The organism is Rhizobium sp. SG741 (genome assembly GCF_012275435.1).
In the GTDB taxonomy this organism is placed as follows: Bacteria; Pseudomonadota; Alphaproteobacteria; order Rhizobiales; family Rhizobiaceae; genus Rhizobium; species Rhizobium lusitanum.
The window spans coordinates 530,593-552,905 of the sequence record NZ_JAAZQP010000003.1 but is presented as its reverse complement, the minus strand read 5'-3'; the positions used below and the strand labels follow the sequence as shown (position 1 = coordinate 552,905).

The window sequence follows — 22,313 nt, the reverse complement described above, 5'->3', positions numbered from 1 at the left end:
TTTCGCAGCCCTGCCCAGCGGGCAAACCCAACCCATAATTCAAGGGTGCATCATGCAGTACCAAAAATTCGGCAATACCGGCCTCAGCGTCTCGCGCCTATGCCTGGGCACGATGACCTTCGGCCTGCAGATCGAGCAGGAAGACACAGCCCACGCCATTCTCGACAAGGCGGCCGACGCCGGCGTCAACTTCATCGACACGGCCGACGTTTACCCGCTTGGCGGCGACGAGCAGCTTGCCGGCCGCACCGAAGAGATCGTCGGCGGCTGGCTGAAGGGCAAGCGCGACCGCTTCATCGTCGCGACCAAAGCCGTCGGCAAGGTCGGCCCGTCATCCTGGGATCAGGGCGCGTCGCGCAAGCACCTTCTCGATGCCATCGACGCTTCGCTGCGGCGTCTCGGCACCGATTACGTCGACCTCTACCAGCTGCATTCCGACGATCGCGAAACGCCGATCGACGAGACGCTGGAAGCGCTCGATATCATCGTACGCTCCGGCAAGGCCCGCTATGTCGGCGTGTCGAACTTCCTGGCCTATCGGCTGGCCCTGGCGCTTGGCCGCGCTGACTTTTTGCGCACCGCCCGCTTCGTCTCGGTGCAGCCGCGCTATAATCTGCTGTTCCGCCAAATCGAGCGGGAATTGCTGCCACTTGCCGAAGAACAACGCATCGCCGTCATCCCCTACAATCCGATCGCCGGTGGCCTTCTCACCGGCAAGCACAGGCACGATGTCGCACCGACCGAAGGCCGCTTCAGCTCGCAACTGCGCAGCGCCGGTACCAACTACCTGCAACGCTATTGGCACGAACGCGAATTCGCGACGATCGAGAAGCTGCGCGGCATCGCCGAAGAGGCAGGCCAGTCGCTCGTCAAGCTCGCCGTCGCCTGGGTCGCCGCCAATCCGGTCATTACGTCAGCCATCATCGGTGCTAGCCGCCCGGATCAGTTGACGGACACGCTCGCCGCCATCGATCTCAAGCTCGATCCGGAGCTGAAAGCCAAGCTGGATGACGCCACCGTCGAATATCGCTGGGGCGACGCGGCTCGCTGAACAAGAGCAAACCGGCGGTTCATCGCCGCCGGTTCACGCGTAGGTCGGGCGCTTGCCGGCAAACAGCTCCGAATGACTCTTCAACAGCCGGGTCATGCGATCGACCACGGTGCGGATTTCCCGGCGATGGCGATCGGCATTGTTCATGACGATCCATTGCCGGTGGCGGAGGGCTGCTATTTCCTCGCCGACGCGCTCCAGTCTCGGCTCCTGATCGCCGACGAAGCAGGGCAGAACCGCGATGCCAGACCCCGCCAGCACCAGATCATGAAGCGACCGCGGGCGGCTGACCGTGAAGGCGATCTCCTGCCGCCGGTTCTGATGCGGCCAGCGCAGATAGGCCGAAACCGCCTCGTCTTCCGCCACGGCGATCCAGCGCTGCGGTCCGGCAAAGCGCATGTTGCGGGCCTGATAGGCGGCATAGGCGACATCGCCGGTCTTGATGGCGGCAAGATTGGCTTCCTCCGGCTCGAAGGCGCGGATACCGATATCGCTTTCGCGATGGGCAAGGCTGGCGCGGCGCTCGCCAAGATGCAGATCGATGCGAAAGCCGTCCCGCTCCGAGCAGATCACCGGCATGTTCTGGCTGAGCAGCCAGCCGACCCAGGTGCCGGCGGCGATCCGGACGACGGCGCCGCCCTGGGCATCGCGCTGCCAGCTATCCACCTTGCGAGCCGCGGCCTCCATCTCCAGCAATTGGTCGAACAGCGCCTGGCCATCGCCGGTCAATGTGTAGCCGGCCTGGCTGCGCTCGAAAAGCAGGCGGCCGATCTGCCCTTCGAGCTCCAGCATGCGCCGGCCGATCGTTGCCGGGCTCAAACCGCTGGTCGCGACCGCTCCCGTCAGCCCGCCGCCACGGGCGACATCGAGGAAAAGTTGATAGGAATCCCATGCCGTGTTTTTCATAATTGAAAAACATAAGGCGAAAACGGCTGTTTATAAAGCAAATTTCTGTGTGTAGTTGAAGAGATGCCCACAACATGGAGATGTCTCATGATGGACAGCATCGCTTTGGCCAAGGCCATCGAACTACAATGCCGGGCGCGCGAGGAGCAATGGCGCCGCAACGAGGATCTGTTCTACCTCGACTATGGGCACGATCCCTGGCCGCTTTTCCCCTGGGGCGGGCGTGTGCTCGACCGTCTGTATGCCGCTTACAAGGCGACAAAAAAAGCGGACCGGCTGGAGATCAACCGGTCCGCCTGCGATGATGATGGTTGCTGCGGTCAGGCCGCTTCTTCCCGCATATAGCCTGAGCTGTATCCGGCTTCGATCTTGAACTGCTGGATGAGATGCAACAGCGCGTCGGCTTCAGTGGCCAGCTCGCGGCTTGCCGCCGTGGTCTCTTCCACCATGCCGGCGTTCTGCTGCGTCATCTGATCCATGTGGTTGACCGAGGCGTTGACCTCCTGCAGCGCGCTTGCCTGGTCGTGGCTGGCGCGGGCAATCATTTCCACATGCTGGCTGATCGTGACGATCTGGCTGCTGATCTGCGCCAGGACCGAACCGGCCTCCTGCACGAACTGCGAGCCGGAATTGACCTCCTGGGTCGATTTGTTGATCAGTCCCTTGATTTCCTTCGCGGCGGCGGCTGAGCGCTGCGCCAGCTCGCGCACTTCCATGGCGACGACGGCGAAGCCCTTACCGGCGTCACCGGCGCGCGCCGCCTCGATACCGGCGTTGAGCGCCAGGAGATTGGTCTGGAACGCGATCTCGTCGATGACGCCGATGATCTGCTCGATCTGGCGCGAGGCGCCCTCGATGCGTGCCATCGCATCGATGGCGTTGCCGACGACCACGGAGCTGTCATCGGCGCTGCGCTTGGCTTCGCGCACGATGGCATCCGCGTCCTTGGCACGCTCGGCGGACGAGCGGACGGTGACGGTGATCTCGTCGACGGCGGCGGCGGTCTGCTCCAGCGAAGCCGCCTGCTGCTCGGTGCGCTTCGACAGATCCTCGGCGGAGGCCGCCATCTGGTTGCCGTTGCTCTGGATCATCTCGACATTGCTGCGGACCTGGCTCAGCGTCTCCTGCAGGCGCGACAGCGAGCTGTTGAAGTCCTGACGGAGCTGTTCGAGGCGGCCGATGAAGGGTGTCTCGATCGTGGCGGAAATATCGCCTTGCGCGAGGCGTTCGAGACCGGCTGCAAGCTCGCTGACCGCGAAATCGATCTGGCGGTCGAGTTCGCGCTTTTCAGCGTCGTTGCGCTGACGTTCGTGTTCGGAGGCAGCGCGCTCCTCGTCGCTCTGTTCCTCGATGCGGATCTTCGAAATGGCGTTTTCCTTGAAGATACCGAGCGCGCGGGCCATGTCGCCGATTTCGTCGTGACGCTGCTCGCCGGAAATCGCCGTCTCGAGCATGCCATCGGCGATCCGGCGCATGGCGGCGGTGATCTGGCCGATCGGACGCTGCAGGGTGAGGACCAGCGCGATACCGCCGGCGACCGAGAGGATGATACCCAAAGCCGTCGCCAGGATGGATATGTAGTTCGCCTGGTCGCGTTCGGAGCCGGCGCTCTGCTTCTGCGTCTCGGCAAAGGCGGTCAGCTGGCTCCACACCTGGTCGAGTTGCTGGCGGGCGCTTGCATATTCGGCAACCCGCTGGGTGATCGTATCGACCAGCTTGCCGCCGGCGTCGTCCATCGACTTGATCGCCGGGCGGATGGCCGCATCGATATCACCGGCGAAATCCATGCTCTTGGCGCTCTGGTTCAGCGTATCGATATCGCCGCCGAGCTTTGCGATTTCCTGGCGCAGGCGGACGAGATTGTCCTTGTTGGTATTGGCGTTGAACTCGGCGAGGACGAGCTGCAGCGAGTAGACCGAATCTTCGAGGCGGCGGGTATCCTGCAGAACGGAATTGGTCTGCGCGACGCGGGCATCCAGCGATACGAAGGTCGTGGTCGCCTGACGCATCATCTGCGTCGCCGTCAGCTGCGTGTAGGTCGATGTCTGGCGGAAGCGCGAGAGAAGACGGCCGATATTGGTAATGGTGTCATCGGTCGGCGCATCGGTGCTTTCGGTGAAAGTGGTCAGATCCTTGATCGTGCTTGTCAGCGACTGAACGACACTCTTCTGGTTCTGCGGCAGCGCAAGGTCGATGGAACGCAGGGCCTTGTTCAGATCCGGCAGCCGGTCCTTGAGAAGCTTGACCTTGTCGGCCGGCGTCGCTCCCTTGTTGAAATCCTCAGCAACCGAGGCAAGCAGATCGCCGCCTTTCAGCAGGCGGTCGGCGGCGCGCAATGTCGAGGTCGCGTCGGCCTGATCCTGCCGCATCTGATCTTCCAGCTGCTGGCTGTTGAAATTGACGTTGAAACGGGCGCTGATCAAGGCTCGCTGTGCGTCGTCGATGGTCTTGCGGTACGCAACCTCCTGCTCGTGGAGCGTCCAAAGCCTGCCGACGAGATTGGCCGTGTCGGCCGTTTTGGCGGTTGCGTCGGTCAGATTGTCGCGGCCCTCCGAATCCGCGCCGAGCTGGCCGAGCGTCGCATTGAGCACGCCCTGCTGGGACTTGATATCCCCGTAGAGCTTGTCGCGTTGCTGCGTATTGGTGATGCGCAGGAAGTCATCCATGGAACCATAGAGATTCTTGAAGCCAGTCAGCGATTGCAGCACGCTGTTGGAGATTTCCATGCGTCCCTGCAGCAGGCCGGAAGCATAGAGCCCGGTGAGCCCGACGGCGGAAATGCTGATGACGAAGGGCAGGACGAATATGAGAACCTTCGTCTTGATCTTGAAACGAGACAGTATCCTATCAATCAACATGGTGGCTCAGACCTCTCACCGCTCCCCTCGCCGACGCCTCCGCAGCGCTGGCCGGACGTATCCTCGTCAATCTTGAAAATCTTCGCAGGCGGGGTCCTGAGTGGTGTCAGGAAGCAATCATTGCATCGGCTCGGTCTCGCAGACGAGCGCCCCATAAAACTGCGGGAATTGTCGGTCTGATAGATTAATTTTCAGATAAGGCACCGGCGGGGCGCCTCGTAGCTGAACAGATGCGAGTAAGAAGGCGTCGAAAAGAATATTGACGCGCAGACAAAAGCCGCCATGACAATGACGGCTAAGACATCTAAAGCGGCTAAACTCAATAGCCGCGCACGGCCAGATACGCGATGCAGGCCGCGGTAGCACCCATCGCCAGCATCAAAAGCCTCGCGGCCAGGAGCTTGGCGTTATCCCGGGTTTGAGCGATTGCAATGGCGCGAGCACGACGATTGGTTTTGTTCATGAGCATATTCCCATTTTCGCACTGACACGATAACCGGCAAATAGTCTGTTCGGCAACTGCCAATGTATTCAGTAAACATGTAGGAAAGGAAAACGCGAGAACCAGAGGCCGGTTCCATTTTCTGACGGAGCGCACAAGGCATTGAATATGGAGGCTCACGCAGCCTCGCCGGCAACATGACCGGACGCCCATGCCCATTGAAAATTATAACCGCCGAGCCAGCCGGTCACATCGACGCACTCGCCGATGAAGAAGAGGCCGGGCGCGGCTTTCACCTGCATGGTCCTCGAATCGAGGCAGCTGGTATCGATGCCGCCGAGCGTTACCTCCGCAGTGCGATACCCTTCCGAGCCGGACGGCTTTACCGGCCAGGACTGAATGGCAGCCGCAAGCTGCTCCAGGCGCTTGTCGGACTGATCAGCCAGATTGCCTGACACGCCCTCAGCCTCGACGAAGTGCTGCGCCAGCCGCTTCGGCAGGAGCTCGGCAAGGGCTGTTTGCGCCGATTGCCGGCCGTTGGCCTGCTTTGCTTTCTTGAGAAGTGCAAAGACATCGACGTCAGGCTCGATCGCGACGGTAATCTCCTCCCCTTCCCGCCAGTAGGAGGAAATCTGCAGGATGGCCGGCCCGCTGAGGCCGCGATGGGTAAAGAGCAGGGCTTCGCGAAATGCCGTCTTGCCGTGGCGGATTTCGGCAGGCGCGGCGATGCCGGAAAGCGGCGCGATGCGCTGAAGGAGCTGCGGATCGAGCGTGAGCGGCACCAGGCCCGGCCGCGTCTCGACAAGCGGCAATCCGAATTGCTCGGCGATGCGATAGGCAAAGCCGGACGCGCCCATTTTCGGGATCGACTTGCCGCCGGTCGCGACAACCAGCGAGGGTGCCTCGAAGGTGCCCTCCGAAGTGCTGATGCGATAGCCGCTGTCAATCTGTTCCACCCCGCTTGTTTCCGTGCGCAACAACAGTTGCGCGCCGGCCGCGCGCATCTCGTCGGTCAGCATGCGGATGATGTCTTTGGCGCTGTTGTCGCAAAAGAGCTGGCCAAGCGTCTTCTCATGCCAGGCGATGCCATGGCGCTCGACCATGGCGAGGAAATCCCGAGGCGTGAAGCGAGCCAGCGCCGATTTGGCGAAATGCGGATTGGCGGACAGGAAGTTCTTCGGGCCGGCATGGATATTGGTGAAATTGCAGCGGCCGCCGCCGGAAATGCGGATCTTCTCGCCGGGTGCCGCGGCATGGTCGAGCACGGCGACGGAACGCCCGCGCTGGCCGGCGCGGATGGCGCACATCATGCCTGCCGCGCCCGCTCCGAGAACGATCACATCATACCTGCCGACCACGCTTCAACCCCTAATCATTCGCCGCGCTCACTGATCATTTTTCCATCATACGGCGAAAGTCCGAGCGGTTTTCCCCCTCGCCAATTGGCAAACTGCGGTTATGATGCAATCACCGATCAATCCAAATACGGTGTTTTATGCCTGCGAGAAAGACCCCGCTGAAAGCTTCCGTGCCTGTCTCGAAAGTCCCTACGGTACCTCCTAGCCTGAGATCGGCACGCGGCGTGGCAAACTGGAAGGAAGCAGCCCAGTGGCTGCGGGCGCGCGGGATCGAGGACATCGAATGCATCACTCCGGACCTTGCGGGCGTGCCGCGCGGCAAGATGATGCCGACCTCGAAATTCACCTCCAATACGTCGCTGGCACTGCCTTCCGCGATTTACCGCCACACGATTTCGGGCGAGTATCCGGAGGAAACCGAGAGCTTCCGCTACGAGCCGCGCGACAGCGACCTGAAGCTGGTGCCGGACCTCTCGACGCTTTCCGTCGTCCCCTGGGAAACCGACCCGACAGCGCAGGTGATCTGCGATATCGTCAATTCCGAAGGACACGCGGTTTCCTATACGCCACGCAACCTGCTGAAGCAGATTCTGGGACTCTATCGCGACCGCGGCTGGAAGCCGGTGGTGGCGCCCGAGATCGAATTCTATCTCGTCGCCAAGAATGACGACCCCGATTATCCGCTGCATCCGCCGAAAGGTCGCTCCGGCCGCTCGATTCTCGGCGGTCAGGGCTACTCGATCGCAGGCATCAACGAGTTCGACGAACTGATCGACGATATCTATCACTTCTCGGAGAAGCAGGGTCTCGAGATCGACACGCTGATCCATGAAGAGGGTCCGGCGCAGCTCGAAATCAACCTGCGCCATGGCGACCCGATCGAGCTTGCCGACCAGGTGTTCATGTTCAAGCGCACCATTCGCGAGGCAGCGCTGAAGCACGGCATCTATGCCACCTTCATGGCCAAGCCGATGCAGAGCCAGGCGGGCTCGGCGATGCATATTCATCAGTCCGTCGTGAACATCGAGACCGGCAAGAACGTCTTCACCAATCCGGACGGCAGTCCGTCGCAGGAATTCTTCCACTTCATCGGCGGCATGCAGCGCTATGTGCCGAATGCGCTGGCGATGCTTGCGCCCTATGTGAATTCCTATCGGCGGCTGGCGCCGAACATGTCCTGCCCGGTCAACAATGCCTGGGGCTACGACAACCGCACCACGGCTTTCCGCGTGCCGGTCTCCGATCCGCAGGCCCGCCGCGTCGAAAACCGGCTGCCGAGCTCCGACGCCAACCCCTATCTCGCGCTCGCCGCCTCGCTCGCCTCCGGCCTGCTCGGCATCATGAAGAAGGTGGAGCCGACGGCACCGACCGAGGATTCGGCCAACGAAGGCTCGATCGACCTGCCGCGCGGCCTGCTTGAAGCCATCGCGCTCCTGGAGGGCGAACCGGCCTTCCAGGAGGTCCTCGGCAAGGAATTCATCGACATCTATGCCGGTGTCAAACGCGGCGAGTTCGAAACCTTCATGCAGGTGATCAGCCCGTGGGAGCGGGAATTCCTTCTGCTCAACGTGTGAAGGGATCGCCCATGACACTGCACGAAACATGGCAGAGCCCGATCGCGCCGGGACTTTCCTTTTATCAGGCAACCGTCGGCCCACGCCCGATCTATCCGAAGTTCGATGGTTCGCGCCGGGCCGATGTCGCGATTATCGGCGGCGGTTATACCGGCCTGCAGGCGGCCTACAATCTCGCCAAGGGTGGTGCCGAAGTGGTGCTGATCGACGGCAACCGCTTCGGCGACGGCGCTTCGGGCCGCAATGGCGGTCAGCTCGGTACCGGCCAGCGCTCATGGCCCGAGGAGCTCGAAGAGAAGATCGGCTACGAGCGCTCGAAGGCTCTTTTCGATCTTGCCGAGGATGCGAAGCGCCATCTTCTCGATTTCGCCTCCGAGCACGGTATCGACATCGACTTCCTGCCGGGCCAGATGAATGTCACGCACAAGCCGAGCTACAAGCACGCCTATATGGAAAATGCGGAGATCGCCGCGACGCGCTACGGCTATCCGCACGTCAAATTCATGGATCGGACCGAGACCCAGGAACGGCTGGGCTCCGAATTCTATCTCTACGGCGTCAGGGACATGGGCACGGGGCATATCCACCCACTGAAGCTGCTCATCGGCTTGGCGCGGGTCGCCGCCGAGGCAGGCGCCTCCCTCTTCGAAATGACCAGGGCGCAGGCCTTCCGGCAATCGGGCGGCAAGACCATCATCCAGACGGACGGCGGCGAAATCACCGCCGAACGGGTGCTGATTGCCTGCAACGGCTATATCGACAACCTCGAGCCGGTGACCGCGAGCCATGTCATGCCGATCCGCTCCTTCATCGGCGCCACCGAACCGCTCGATCGCTTCCCGACCGTGCTTCCCGGCAACGAAGCCGTCGCGGATTCGCGATTCGTGGTGCGCTATTTCCGCAAATCGAAAGACGGGCGCCTGCTGTTCGGCGGGCGCGAGGCCTATACATCAGACAATCCACGCGACATAACGCAGCACATCCGCCGGCAGATCGCCGAGATCTATCCGGCCCTGGCGGATATCAACATCGATTATGCCTGGGGCGGATCGGTCGGCATCACCATGCCGCGCCAGCCCTTCGTGCGGGAGGTCATGCCGGGCGTCACCTCGATCGGCGGCTATTCCGGGCATGGGGTCATGCTGTCAAACTATTGCGGTAAACTCTATGCGAAAACAGTTCTCGGGAATGCGGACGAGCTTCACCTCTTCAAGGAGCTGAATGTTCCACCTTTCCCCGGCGGCGCGCGCATGCGGGCGCCTCTGCTTTTCCTGGCGCTCTCGTGGTTTGCGTTGCGCGACAGGTTCTAAAAATCGGAAGATGGATTTCTTCCGCCGGCAATCCACTATAAAAAGCCGAGTCTGAATTTTGCGATGCACACTGGCCTTTTTAAATCGATTAGATTAAAAGGGACCTCAACCAAGACCGATTGAGAGATACCTCATGAGCAGCCAAATCATTCCCGTTGAACCATTTGATTATGTCGTTTTCGGCGGCAGTGGCGACCTTGCCGAGCGCAAGCTTCTGCCCGCTCTTTATCATCGCCAGATCGAAGGCCAATTCTCCGAACCGACCCGCGTCATCGGCGCTTCGCGTAGCGCGCTTTCGCACGAGGAATACCGCAAATTCGCCGACGCCGCCCTCAAGGAACACCTGAAGGGGGGCGAATATGACGAGGCGCAAGTCAAGAAGTTCCTCGCCCGTCTGTTCTATGTTCCGGTCGACGCGCGCAGTGATGCCGGCTGGGATCAGCTCAAGAAGATTCTCGACGAGGGCAAGGAGCGCGTCCGCGCTTTCTACCTGGCCGTCGCTCCGGGCATCTTCGGCGACATCTCGCAGAAGATCCACGACCACAAGCTGATCACCAAGCAGACCCGTATCGTCGTCGAAAAGCCGATCGGCCGCGACCTCGCTTCGGCCCTGCAGCTCAACGACACGATCGGCAAGGTCTTCAAGGAAGAGCAGATCTTCCGCATCGACCATTACCTCGGCAAGGAAACCGTGCAGAACCTGATGGCGCTGCGCTTCGCCAACGCCCTCTACGAACCGCTCTGGAACGCCAATCACATCGACCATGTGCAGATCACGGTTGCGGAATCGGTTGGCCTTGAAGGCCGTGCCGGCTACTACGACACCGCCGGCGCCTTGCGCGACATGGTGCAGAACCACATCCTGCAGCTCCTTTGCCTGACCGCGATGGAAATCCCCTCCTCGATGGATTCCGAAGCCGTGCGCGACGAGAAGCTGAAGGTGCTGCGCGCGCTGAAGCCGATCAACGCTTCCAACGTCGAGCAGGCGACGGTTCGTGGCCAGTACCGCGCCGGCGCATCCTCGGGCGGCCCGGTCAAGGGCTACCTCGATGAACTCGAAGGCGGCGTCTCCAACACCGAAACCTTCGTCGCCATCAAGGCCGAGATCGGCAATTGGCGCTGGGCCGGCGTTCCCTTCTACATCCGCACCGGCAAGCGTCTGGCAGGCCGCATGTCGGAGATCGTCATCACCTTCAAGCCGATCCCGCACAATATTTTCGATCAGGCCGCTGGCCGCACCGTCGCCAACCAGCTGATCATCCGCCTGCAGCCGGACGAAGGCGTCAAGCAGTCGCTGATGATCAAGGACCCCGGTCCGGGCGGCATGCGCCTGCGCAACGTTTCGCTCGACATGAGCTTCGCCTCGGCCTTCAACGTCCGCAATCCGGATGCCTACGAGCGCCTGCTGATGGACGTCATCCGCTCCAACCAGACGCTGTTCATGCGCCGCGACGAAGTGGAAGCGGCGTGGAAGTGGGTCGATCCGATCCTCAAGGGTTGGGAAGAGGCCGGTCAGCAGGTGCAGGGCTATACGGCCGGCACATGGGGTCCGAGCCAGGCCATCGCGCTGATCGAGCGCGACGGCCGCACCTGGCATGACGATATTTAATCCGGGACGACAACGATGACAGCGAATATGCATGCTTTCGCCAATGGCGCCGAACTCGCCGGCAAGCTCGCGGACAAGGTGACCGAGGCCCTCTCGGCCGCCATCGCCGCGCGCGGCTCCGCAAGCATAGCGGTCTCCGGCGGCTCGACGCCGAAGGCCTTCTTCCAGGTGCTGTCCTCGCGTTCGATTGACTGGGGCAAGGTGACCATCACCCTGGTCGACGAACGGTTTGTGCCGGCAGACAATCCGCGCTCGAACCACCTGCTCGTCCAGGAAAACCTGCTGAGGGACAAGGCCGCTGCGGCCAAGTTCCTCCCGCTCTATCAGGCCGTGGCTTCCGTCGAGGAGGCCGCAGCCATCGCCACGGAGAAGACCAAAGTCGTCAGCCAGCCCTTCGATGTCGCCATCCTCGGAATGGGCAATGACGGCCACACGGCCTCGTTCTTTCCGGGCGGCAGCAATCTCCTGACCGCTCTCGATCCGAAGACACCGCGCGGTATCATCACGATGGAAGCGGAAGGTGCCGGTGAGCCGCGGCTGACGTTTACCTTCTCCAGCCTTCAGGATGCCCGATTGCTGGTGCTCCATATCGAGGGAGAGGGCAAGAAGGACGTTTTGGCCAAGGCGGAAGCGCCGGGCGAAGAAACCGAGATGCCGATCCGCGCCGTGCTGCGCCGGGCCGCCTCTCCAGTCGAGATTTATTGGGCTCCCTGACGCAGCCGACAGGCCTCGTCATCGAACTCTGAAAGACCAGCAACAGCTGCTGCGCCGGGCGCCCGCAAGGGCGTATCGGCATCGCATTGACATTCGAACCACGCGCCACGCCCTCTACCAAAACAGATCGAAGCCGATCTTCCGGGGCACCGCGCAGAACAGACGGAGGCAGATCGACCATGGCCGCTGACGCCCGCATTTCCAAGATTACCGCACGCATCGTCGAGCGCTCGAAGCCGACGCGAGAGCGCTATCTGGACCGCCTGCGCAATACCGCGATGAAGGGTGCGCAACGCTCCGTGCTCGGCTGCGCCAACCTGGCGCATGGTTTCGCAGTCTGTTCCCCCTCCGAGAAGGATGCACTGGCGGGCGACCGCGTGCCCAATCTCGGGATCATCACCTCCTATAACGACATGCTCTCGGCGCATCAGCCCTTCGAGACCTATCCCGCGATCATCCGCGAGGCAGCAGCCGCGGCCGGCGGCATCGCCCAGGTGGCTGGCGGCGTGCCTGCCATGTGCGACGGCGTCACGCAGGGTCAGCCGGGCATGGAGCTCTCGCTGTTCTCGCGCGACCTGATTGCCATGTCGGCCGGCGTCGGCCTGTCGCACAACATGTTCGATGCGGCCGTCTTCCTCGGCGTATGCGACAAGATTGTGCCGGGCCTCGTTATCGCCGCCCTCTCCTTCGGCCATCTGCCGGCCGTCTTCATTCCGGCCGGGCCGATGACGTCAGGCCTGCCGAACGACGAGAAGTCGCGCGTGCGCCAACTCTACGCCGAAGGCAAGGTCGGCCGCCCCGAACTGCTGGAGGCGGAATCGAAGTCCTATCATGGCCCCGGCACCTGCACCTTCTACGGCACGGCCAATTCCAACCAGATGCTGATGGAAATCATGGGCTTCCACATGCCCGGCGCGTCCTTCGTCAATCCCGGCACGCCGCTGCGCGAGGCCCTGACCCGCGAGGCCACCAAGCGGGCGCTCGCCATCACCGCCATGGGCAACGAATTCACGCCGGCCGGAGAGATGATCGACGAGCGTTCGATCGTCAACGGTGTCGTCGGCCTGCACGCCACCGGCGGCTCGACGAACCACACGATGCACCTGGTCGCCATGGCGCGCGCCGCCGGCATCGTGCTGACCTGGCAGGATATTTCGGAGCTTTCCGACATCATCCCGCTGCTTGCCCGCGTCTATCCGAACGGGCTTGCCGACGTGAACCACTTCCATGCCGCCGGCGGCATGGGCTTTCTCATCAAGGAGCTGCTGAAGAAGGGGCTGCTTCACGATGACGTGCGTACCGTCTACGGTCATGGCCTCAGCTCCTATTCCATCGACGTCAAGCTCGGCGCCGACGGCAATGTCGCGCGCGAACCGGCACCTGAAAAGAGCGCCGATCCGAAGGTGCTGGCGAGCATCGAGACGCCGTTCCAGGGCAATGGCGGCCTGAAGATGCTGCGCGGCAACATCGGCAAGGCGGTCATCAAGATTTCCGCCGTCAAGCTGGAACGCCACATCATCGAAGCGCCGGCCGTCATCTTCCACGATCAGCTGGAGATGCAGCAGGCATTCAAGGACGGCAAGCTGAACCGCGACTTCGTCGCCGTCGTCCGCTTCCAGGGCCCGAAGGCCAACGGCATGCCGGAGCTGCACAAGCTGACGCCGGCGCTCGGCGTGCTGCAGGATCGCGGCTTCCGCGTGGCGCTTCTGACCGACGGCCGTATGTCCGGCGCATCCGGCAAAGTTCCGGCCGCAATCCATGTCACGCCGGAAGCCGTCGAAGGCGGCCCTATCGCCCGCATCCGGGAGGGCGACATCATCCGCATCGACGCGATCGCCGGCACGCTGGAGGTGCTGGTGGACGCCGCCGATATGGCCGAGCGCGAACCGGTCACCGCAGATCTCTCCGGGAACGAATTCGGCATGGGGCGCGAGCTCTTCGCCCCGTTCCGCCGTGCCGCGGGTCCGGCCGATCAGGGCGCAAGCGTCCTGTTCCACTGAAGCGTCTCACGGCTTAGCGCCGTGAAGCGCCAGCAGCGGGCGATAAGCAACGTCTGCTCAAACGAAGACTGGCGGCGGCTTTATCGGTTGGTTCGGGCAGAAGCCCGATGGCTTCTCCGATAAAGCCTGCCACGTCCGGCGATTTTCCTAGCGCCTTATATTTCCATATTTCGCTGCGTGTCCAACGAGCGCACGCAGCCTCGCTCCGGACAGCATGGAGGGCACGTTCCGAATGGAACGCTGCTCGACGTCGCCGGGTGAAATCCCGCTGGGTACACCAACCTCAGGTTCGGGCAAGCTAGTCTGACTACACCCGCTTTGTCAGGCTGTGAATTTTTATGACTGTCAGTTTTCGGGCCCCGAACATTCACGCGATGCTGGTTATCGGGTGAATGGCTTTCCGTATTAGCTAACATTAAGAGCTGCACGTATGACTTCGATCGTCACCACCCTAAGCACCACTCAGATCAGGTCTCTTTCGACCGCTGCGGTTAAGGCCTGGACGACGGAGGACGTAGCATCACTGTCTACAAAGCAGATTAGCGTCCTTTCTTCGGCTCAAATTGCCGCGTTGGATACGGAAGACGTTGATGTCCTCAGTTCGCAGCAGTTGAACGCCATTTCACAAAACGCCATCGTCGGCTTGACGCTTGATCAGCTCGCTGTTCTTACCGGTTCGGACATCGAAAGTCTGAGCACGCTTCAGATCGCCGCGATCACCACAGCGCAGATCAGCGCTCTATCGACAGATCAGGCGGAAGCCTTGACCACGTCTCAGGTCAAAGCCCTTGGCTCAAAGCAGTTGGCGGCTCTAAGCGCTGCGGACGTGTCGACTTTCTCCACTGATGATATTGCTGCGATCACCAACCAAGCGATATCGGGCCTGGATACGCGCGCCATTGCAGCGCTTTCCACCGATCAGGTTGCCGCCCTGAGCAGCAGTGGGATTACCGGCCTGACGACGAGCCAGATCGCAGCACTGAGCACGGCTCAAGTCGCCGCCTTCACAACAATTCAGATCGCTGCTCTCAAAGCGTCGCAAATCGCGGTGATGAGGACAAACGATATTGCGGTGCTCTCCACCGCACAAATTGCCTCCCTGAGTACGAGTGCTATCGCCGGCCTGACGACGAGCCAGATCGCAGCGCTGAGCACGGATCAGGCCGAGGCGCTTTCCTCCACGCAGGTCAAGGTGCTGAGTTCGTCCCAGCTTGCGTCACTCGGGACGGATGACGTCGCTACATTCTCCGCCGCGGATATGGCGGCAATCACCGTTTCGGCGGTGCCCGGCTTGTCCACGGCCGTTATCGCGGCCCTCTCGACCGATCAGATCGCTGCCTTGAGCACCGGCGCGATCTCCGGTCTGACGACAGCCCAGATAGGAGCGTTGAGCACGGAGCAGGTCGCTGCCCTGACGACGACGCAGGTCGGCGCTCTCAAGGCGACGCAAGTCGCTGTTATGAGTACAGATGACATCGCGGCGCTGTCAAACACGCAGATGGCCGCCCTGAGTAAGACCGCAGTCGCGGGCCTGACCACGGCCCAGATTGCTGCTTTGAGCACGATGCAGGTCACAGCCTTGACGACGACACAGGTCAACGCCCTCAAGGCGGCGCAAGTCGCGGTCATGAGCACGACCGAAATCGCGGCGCTATCGAGCGCACAGATTGCCGCCCTAAGCATAACCGGTCTTTCCGGCCTGACGACGACCCAGATTGCCGCCTTGAGCACGGCACAAGCCGAGGCGTTGACGACAACGCAGGTCGCGGCACTGAGTTCGACACAGTTTTCCGCCATGGGAACGGACGATATCGCGACCTTCTCGACCGCCGATATCGCGGCGATTTCCAGCAGAGCGATATCGGGCCTGAGCACGGACGTCATAGCAGCCCTCTCGTCCACCCAGATTGCTGCTTTGAGCAAGACCGGGATTGCAGGTCTGAGCACCAATCAGATCGCGGCGTTGAGCACGACACAGGCGGCCGTCCTGGCGACGACCCAAGTCGCCGCGCTGAGTTCCAAGCAGATTGCGGCTTTGGGTACGGATGTCATCGCATCCCTCTCCTCCGAACAGGTCAGCGCGCTCAGTACGGTCGGCATCGCCGGCCTGACCACTGGCCAAATCGCCGCCTTGAGCACGACGCAGGCTGCGGCGCTTTCCGCCGCTCAAGTAAAAGCACTGAGCTCGACCCAGCTTTCCGCCATGGGTGCGGACGACATAGCCACGTTCTCGGCCGCCGAGATCGCGGCGCTTTCCAGCAAAGCCATGGCAGGCCTGGGTACCGATGTTATTGCATCTCTTTCCACGGATCAGATTGCCGCCTTGGGCACAAGCGCGGCTGTCGGCCTGACGACAAGCCAAATTGCTGCGCTTTCGACCGCACAGATCGCCGCCCTCAGTTCAAGTGCCATTGCAAGCTTGACGACGAGCCAGATCTCTACCCTGAGCACGGAGCAGGTCGCCACCTTGACGACCACCCAGGCTGCCGCCCTGAAAGCAGCTCAGGTTGCCGCCATGGGTACGGACGACATCATGGCGTTTTCGACCGCGCAGATCGCTGCCCTCAGCACCAGTGCCGTTGCGAACCTGACGACCGGCCAGATCGCGGCGTTGAGCACAGCGCAGGCCGAGGCGCTGTCGTCCTCACAGGTCAAGGTGCTGAGTTCAACACAGCTTGCCGCCTTGAGCCCGGATGACATAGCCACGTTTTCGACCGCCGATATTGCAACGATATCAAGCAAAGCCATAGTCGGGCTGAGCACCGGTGTCATTGCATCGCTTTCCACCGAGCAGGTTGCGGCGCTGAGCACAAGTGCGATCGTCGGCCTGACGACCGGCCAGATTGCGACCTTGAGCACCAGCCAGGTTGCGGCGCTGACCACGACCCAGGTCGCGGTACTGAGCTCAACTCAGATGGCCGCTTTCGGGACGAATGATATAGCCGCCTTCTCGACCGCGGATATAGCGGCGATATCAAGCAAAGCCGCCGCGGGCTTGAGCACCGGCGTCATCGCAGATCTTTCCGCAGCGCAAATTGCCGCCCTGAGCACAAGCGCGCTCGCCGGCCTGACCACCAGTCAGATCGCAGCGTTGAGCACCAGCCAAATCGCGGCGTTGAGCACTGCGCGAATTGGAGTGCTGACGTCGACACAGGTCTCCGCCTTGAATGCCGGCGTGATCACATCCCTTTCCACGGCGCAGATTGCGGCACTGAGTACATCCGGCGTTACAGGCCTGACGACCGATCAGATCAACACGCTGAGTACGGCGCAGATGCAGGCATTGACGACGAGCCAGGTTGCCGCGCTGAATTCTACCCAGATTGCCGCTCTTGGAACGGATGATATCGCCACCTTCTCGACCGAGGAGATCGCGGCGCTCTCAAGCAAGGCCATATCGGGCTTGGGCACGAACGTCATCGCGGCGCTCTCGACGAATCAGGTCGCTGCTCTGAGCGCGGTCGGAATTGCCGGGTTGACGACCAGCCAGATCGCGGCCCTGAGCACGGCGCAGATCGCCGCCCTGCCCACGGTGCGCGTCACGGCGCTCAGCTCGGCGCAGATCGCGGCGCTTAGCACGGATGTCATCGCCTCGCTTTCCACAACGCAGTTCGCAGCCATAAGCACCTCCGGTGTTGCCGGCTTGACCACAGATCAGGTCAACGCTCTGAGCACCGATCAAGTGGCAGCATTGACGACGAGCCAGTTCGCGGCCCTGAAATCCACCCAGCTCTCCGCTCTTGGGACGGATGATATCGCCGCTCTATCCACCGCCGATGTCGCGGTGATCAGTTCAGGTGCGATATCGGGATTGTCCACGGCTGCGATTGCCGCTCTGTCGACCGCGCAGATCGCAGCCTTGAGCACAGCGGGCGTCGCCGGCCTCAACACGACGCAGATCGATGCATTGAGTACCGGCCAGGTCGATGCTCTGGTCACGAAACAGGTGGCGGCTCTGCGTTCATCGCAGATTGCCGCTATGGATGCGGATATCATAGCCTCCCTCTCCACTGACCAGATTGCCGCCCTGAGCACACTCAGCATCACGGGTCTGACGACGAGCCAGATCGCCGCCCTTGGCACGGCGCAGGTCGAGGCACTTTCCTCCGCGCAGGTGAAGGTGCTGAGTTCGACCCAGATGGCTGCGTTGGGTGCAGACGACATAGCCACGTTCTCGACTGCCGACATAGCGGCGATTTCGAATACCGCCGTCCCCGGCCTGAGCACGGCCGTCATCTCCGCACTCTCCACCGGCCAGATCGCAGCTCTGAGTACGACCGGCATTGCAGGCCTGACAACCGATCAGGTCGCCGCCTTGTCCACGGCGCAGATTGCCGCCTTGTCCACGGCGCGAATTGCGGCGCTGAGCTCGAGCCAGGTCGCCGTGTTGAGCACGGGAGTTATCGCGTCGCTTTCCACCGGCCAGATAGCGGCACTCAGCACCGCCGGCATCGACGGCCTCACCACCGATCAGATTGCGGCCCTCAGCACGGCACAGACCGAAGCGCTGACGACGAGCCAGGTCGCAACACTGAGTTCAACCCAGCTCGCCGCGTTGAGCACGGCAGATATAGCAACCTTCTCGACCGCCGATCTCGCGGTGATCGGTTCGCTTGCCATTTCGGGCTTGTCCACGGCTGCCGTCGCAGCCCTGTCGACAAACCAGGTCGCCGCCCTCAGCACCGCCGGCGTTGCCGGGATGACAAGCGACCAGATTCTCGCCTTGAACAGCGATCAGATGGGTGCCCTGCTTACCAAGCAGATTGCAGCGTTGAGTTCGACACAGGTCGCGGCTTTGGGCACAGGCGTTATCGCTGTGCTTTCCACCGCGCAGATCGCGGCTCTAAGCACCTCGGGTATCGCCGGCCTTTCCACAAAACAGATCGCGGCGCTGAGCACCACACAGGCCGAGGCCCTGACGGCCGCCCAGGTGGGCGCTCTGAATTCCAAACAGGTTGGAGTCCTGAGTACGGACGACATCGCGACCTTCTCGACCAAGGACATCGCGGCGATCGGCTCGAGTGTCATATCGGGCCTGTCCACGGCCGCCGTTGCCGCGCTGTCGACGGCGCAGATCGCCGCGCTCAGTGCCTCCGGCATTGCCGGTCTGACCACCAGGCAGATTGTCGCTTTGAGCACTGGCCAGCTTCAGGCTCTCACCACGACGCAGATCGCGGCGCTGAATTCGGCCCAGCTTTCAATGCTGACGACGGACGACATGGCTGCTCTGTCCACCAATGGTATCGCCGCGATCAGCTCCAGCGCCATATCCGGCCTGTCCACCGCTGCCATTGCCGCACTATCGACGGCGCAGATCGCCGCGCTCAGTACATCCGGCGTTGCCGGCCTTACCACCAAACAGATCGCGGCCTTGAATACCGGTCAGGCCGAGGCGTTGACGACTGCTCAGGTCGCTGTCCTCAGTTCTACGCAGCTTGCAGCCCTGACAGCCGACGACATAGCTGTCTTCTCGACCAAGGACATCGCAGCGATCGGCTCCAGCGCCATATCGGGCTTGTCCACGGCAGCCGTTGCCGCACTGTCGACGGCGCAGATCGCCGCACTCAGCACGGCAGGGATCACCGGCCTTTCCACCAGGCAGATCGCGGTCCTGACCACCAGTCAGGTCGATGCCCTGCCTACCAAGCAGATTACGGCTCTGAGCCCGACCCAGGTCGCGGCATTGAGCACAGGCGTTATCGCTGCCCTTTCCACTGCGCAAGTCGCCGCACTCAGCACATCCGGCACCACGGGTCTGACCACCACGCAGGTTCCCGTCCTCAGCACCGGTCAGGCGCAGGCCCTGACGACAGCCCAGATCGGCGCTCTCAGCTCCAAGCAGGTCTCTGCCCTCAGCACAGATGACATCGCCGCCCTGACGACGGATCAGATCGCGGCGCTCAGCACGGCCGGCATTGCGGGCATGACCACCGCGCAGATCGCCATATTGAGCACCGATCAGGCCCAGGCCCTGACGGCTACGCAGGTCGGCGCGCTGAGCTCGAAGCAGATAGCGGCCCTGGGAACGGATGCTCTGGAGACTTTCTCGACCGCCGATATGGCGGCAATCAGTTCGAGCGCCATATCGGGATTGTCCACGGCCACGCTTGCCGCCTTCTCGACGGACCAGATCGCGGCGTTGGGCATAGCCAGCATCGCAGGTTTGACGACAGGACAGATTTCCGCCTTGGGCACCGGCCAGCTCGCGGCCCTGACCACCGCGCAGGTTGCTATCCTCGCCTCCACCCAGATTGCCGCCCTTGGCACCGCAAGTATCGCTGCGCTGTCGACCGCGCAAATCGCTGCCCTCGGCACGGCCGGCATCGCCGGCCTGACCACGGCTCAGATAGGGGCTCTGAGTTCCGACCAGGCCGAGGCCCTCACGACACCCCAGGTTGCCGCGTTGAGCTCGACCCAGATCGCAGCCTTGGGAACGGACGATCTTGAGACCTTCTCTACCGCCGATATCGCGGCGATTAATTCGAATGGCATAGCGGGCCTGTCCACGGCTACGATAGCTGCCTTCTCGACAGACCAGATCGCGGCGCTCAGCACTGCCGGTATCGCGGGCCTGACCACGGCTCAGATCTCCGCTTTGAGCTCCGACCAGCTCGAAGCTTTGACGACGGCGCAGATCGGGGCGCTTGGTTCCAAACAAACCGTGATACTCGGTACGAAAGGGATCGCGGCTCTGTCGACGGCGCAGATCGCAGCGTTGAGCACGTCCGGTATCGCGGGCCTGACCACCGACCAGATGGCCGCGCTCAGTACGGATCAGGCCGAGGCCTTGACGCCGACCCAGGTCGGCGCCCTCGGTTCCAAGCAGATCGCAGCCCTCGGGGCGGATGATCTCGACACTTTCTCGACCGCCGACATAGCGGCGATCAGTTCGAACGCCGTATCGGGCCTGTCCACAGCCGTTATTGCGGCGCTGACAACCGCGCGAATCGCGGCACTTGGCACAGGCGGCATTGCGGGCTTGTCCACCGACCAGATAGCGGCGCTGAGCATGAACCAAGCGGAGGCCTTGACGCCTGCCCAGGTGGCAGCCCTCAGTTCCAAGCAGATTGCGATCCTCGGAACCGACGCTCTCGGGACTTTTTCGACCGCCGATATCGCAGCGATCAGCGCGAGCGCCATATCCGGTCTGTCGACGGCCGTTATTGCAGCGCTGTCAACGGCGCAGATCGCCGCTTTCGGCACGGATGGCATCGCGGGACTGACGACGGCGCAGGTCGCCACTCTGAGCACCGACCAGGTCGAGGCTTTGACGACAGCTCAAATCGGTGCTTTCGGATCCAAACAGATCGCTGTCCTCAGCACCGACGATATCGCAGCCCTGTCAACGGCGCAGGTGGCGGCGCTGAGCACGGCGGGCGTGTCGGGCCTGGGCAGTGCACAGGTTGCCGCCCTGAGCGTCGAGCAGATCGAGGCGCTCTCCACGGCCCAAATTGCCGCCTTGAGTTCGACGGGCATCGCAGGGCTGAGCACGAGCGACCTCGCAAAGTTCTCCTCCAGCGATATCGCCGCGATCAGTTCCGGCTCCATCCAGGGGTTGTCCACGGACTTTGTCGCATCGCTTTCCACCGCGCAAATCGCAGCGCTAGGCACAGCCAGCATCGCCGGCCTCAGCAGTGTGCAGGTCGGGGCTTTGAGCATCGAGCAAGTTGAGGCGCTGTCGACCGCCCAGATCGCAGCCTTGAGTTCCTCAGGTGCAGCAGGCTTGACGACGGAAGATCTGGGAACCTTCTCCACCGCCGAACTCGCGGCGATCAGCTCGGACTCGATACAAGGTCTGTCCACGACCTTTGTCGCAGCTCTGACGAGCGACCAGATCGCAGCCCTGTCGACCAGCCAGCTCGCCTCGCTGGGTTTCAATCAGATCGCAGCGATGAGCACCGATCAAATCGCGGCTCTGTCGACATCGCAGATCAATGCACTGAATGCATTGCAGCTCGCTGCACTGGACACCGATGACATCGCCGTGTTCACCACGGATGATATCGTCGCCCTCAATTCGAAGGCGATCGCGGGATTGAGCACCAGGGCCATCGCCTCCCTGACGACGGCACAAGCCGAGGCCTTGACCACGAGCCAGGTGAGCGGGCTGACGTCAGCGCAAGTTGCGGCACTGTCGACGCAAGAGCTGGCGACGTTCTCAACCGGCGATATCGCGTCGTTCAGTTCGAACGGCGTGGCGGGACTATCCACGGAAGACATAGCGAGCCTGTCGAGCACACAATTGAGCACTCTCATGAAATCCCAGATGGGGTATCTCAGTCCAGATCAGATCGCGGCCGTCATCTCGAACTATGTGAGTGCCTGATCCGCGCTTTTTGACCAGTTCACGATCTCGAAGCCGTGTTTCGAAGCTCGCACAAGAGACCGGCTCGACCCTGGCCCGGGCGAGAACGTGTGACCGAGGACTCGCAGCCACCGTCAGGATTGCACGCGGTTTCCCGGCGTAGTTCGAGACCGCATAAATCTGTTG

General features: G+C 62.2%; 12 protein-coding genes. 8 read left to right on the top strand and 4 right to left on the bottom strand.

What is annotated here, in order from left to right:
• The first annotated feature begins 52 nt into the window (after positions 1-52).
• Positions 53-1,051 (top strand): aldo/keto reductase, encoded by a 999-nt coding sequence (locus FHT29_RS11085; RefSeq protein ID WP_037199033.1) that lies wholly within the window; start codon positions 53-55, stop codon positions 1,049-1,051.
• A 33-nt stretch (positions 1,052-1,084) separates the two neighbouring features.
• On the opposite strand, the gene FHT29_RS11080 is transcribed toward FHT29_RS11085, so the two are convergent.
• On the bottom strand, positions 1,085-1,957 hold the full coding sequence (locus tag FHT29_RS11080) for a LysR family transcriptional regulator (RefSeq protein ID WP_047560989.1): 873 nt from the start codon (positions 1,955-1,957) through the stop codon (positions 1,085-1,087).
• 87 nt (positions 1,958-2,044) lie between these two features.
• Between FHT29_RS11080 and FHT29_RS11075 the strand changes: the two genes are divergently transcribed.
• Positions 2,045-2,302 carry a hypothetical protein gene (locus tag FHT29_RS11075; protein WP_047560985.1) on the top strand — a complete coding sequence of 86 codons (258 nt, stop codon included), beginning with the start codon at positions 2,045-2,047 and terminating at the stop codon, positions 2,300-2,302.
• Here FHT29_RS11075 and FHT29_RS11070 read toward each other — a convergent pair.
• The 3 genes from FHT29_RS11070 to FHT29_RS11060 form a co-directional block, all read right to left on the bottom strand.
• A complete protein-coding gene (locus FHT29_RS11070) occupies positions 2,278-4,815 on the bottom strand; it encodes a methyl-accepting chemotaxis protein (protein WP_047560982.1) in 2,538 nt (845 codons plus the stop codon). The two genes, FHT29_RS11075 and FHT29_RS11070, sit on opposite strands and share 25 nt — an antisense overlap.
• Before the next feature lie 319 nt (positions 4,816-5,134).
• Positions 5,135-5,278, bottom strand: a complete 144-nt coding sequence (locus tag FHT29_RS11065) for a hypothetical protein (RefSeq protein WP_167669525.1) — start codon at positions 5,276-5,278, stop codon at positions 5,135-5,137.
• Positions 5,279-5,433: 155 nt separating this feature from the next.
• Positions 5,434-6,615, bottom strand: coding sequence for an NAD(P)/FAD-dependent oxidoreductase (locus tag FHT29_RS11060; protein ID WP_047560979.1), 1,182 nt, complete (start codon positions 6,613-6,615; stop codon positions 5,434-5,436).
• 137 nt (positions 6,616-6,752) lie between these two features.
• Here FHT29_RS11060 and FHT29_RS11055 point away from each other — a divergent pair, with 137 nt between their 5' ends.
• From FHT29_RS11055 to FHT29_RS11030, 6 genes are all read left to right on the top strand, one after another.
• Positions 6,753-8,189: a glutamine synthetase family protein gene (locus FHT29_RS11055; protein WP_037199041.1), complete on the top strand. Its 1,437-nt coding sequence runs from the start codon at positions 6,753-6,755 to the stop codon at positions 8,187-8,189.
• An 11-nt stretch (positions 8,190-8,200) separates the two neighbouring features.
• A complete protein-coding gene (locus FHT29_RS11050; RefSeq protein ID WP_047640444.1) occupies positions 8,201-9,499 on the top strand; it encodes an FAD-binding oxidoreductase in 1,299 nt (432 codons plus the stop codon).
• A 133-nt stretch (positions 9,500-9,632) separates the two neighbouring features.
• Entirely contained in the window at positions 9,633-11,108 is a 1,476-nt protein-coding gene (gene zwf, locus FHT29_RS11045; RefSeq protein ID WP_037199044.1) for a glucose-6-phosphate dehydrogenase, read from the top strand.
• Positions 11,109-11,123: 15 nt separating this feature from the next.
• Positions 11,124-11,822 carry a 6-phosphogluconolactonase gene (pgl, locus tag FHT29_RS11040; RefSeq protein WP_047640443.1) on the top strand — a complete coding sequence of 233 codons (699 nt, stop codon included), beginning with the start codon at positions 11,124-11,126 and terminating at the stop codon, positions 11,820-11,822.
• Between the two features lie 179 nt (positions 11,823-12,001).
• On the top strand, positions 12,002-13,822 hold the full coding sequence (edd, locus tag FHT29_RS11035; protein ID WP_037199048.1) for a phosphogluconate dehydratase: 1,821 nt from the start codon (positions 12,002-12,004) through the stop codon (positions 13,820-13,822).
• Positions 13,823-14,252: 430 nt separating this feature from the next.
• Complete coding sequence (locus FHT29_RS11030) at positions 14,253-22,148, top strand: hypothetical protein (RefSeq protein WP_168599667.1); 7,896 nt, start codon at positions 14,253-14,255, stop codon at positions 22,146-22,148.
• Positions 22,149-22,313: the final 165 nt, after the last annotated feature.

Excerpts from the sequence above, each read along its gene's own strand:
- FHT29_RS11065 (WP_167669525.1), bottom strand. The coding sequence starts at position 5,278 with ATGAACAAAACCAATCGTCGTGCTCGCGCCATTGCAATCGCTCAAACC.
- FHT29_RS11055 (WP_037199041.1), top strand. The coding sequence starts at position 6,753 with ATGCCTGCGAGAAAGACCCCGCTGAAAGCTTCCGTGCCTGTCTCGAAA.
- edd (WP_037199048.1), top strand. The coding sequence starts at position 12,002 with ATGGCCGCTGACGCCCGCATTTCCAAGATTACCGCACGCATCGTCGAG.
- FHT29_RS11030 (WP_168599667.1), top strand. The coding sequence starts at position 14,253 with ATGACTTCGATCGTCACCACCCTAAGCACCACTCAGATCAGGTCTCTT.
- FHT29_RS11050 (WP_047640444.1), top strand. The coding sequence starts at position 8,201 with ATGACACTGCACGAAACATGGCAGAGCCCGATCGCGCCGGGACTTTCC.
- FHT29_RS11080 (WP_047560989.1), bottom strand. The coding sequence starts at position 1,957 with ATGAAAAACACGGCATGGGATTCCTATCAACTTTTCCTCGATGTCGCC.
- zwf (WP_037199044.1), top strand. The coding sequence starts at position 9,633 with ATGAGCAGCCAAATCATTCCCGTTGAACCATTTGATTATGTCGTTTTC.
- FHT29_RS11070 (WP_047560982.1), bottom strand. The coding sequence starts at position 4,815 with ATGTTGATTGATAGGATACTGTCTCGTTTCAAGATCAAGACGAAGGTT.
- FHT29_RS11075 (WP_047560985.1), top strand. The coding sequence starts at position 2,045 with ATGATGGACAGCATCGCTTTGGCCAAGGCCATCGAACTACAATGCCGG.
- FHT29_RS11085 (WP_037199033.1), top strand. The coding sequence starts at position 53 with ATGCAGTACCAAAAATTCGGCAATACCGGCCTCAGCGTCTCGCGCCTA.
- pgl (WP_047640443.1), top strand. The coding sequence starts at position 11,124 with ATGACAGCGAATATGCATGCTTTCGCCAATGGCGCCGAACTCGCCGGC.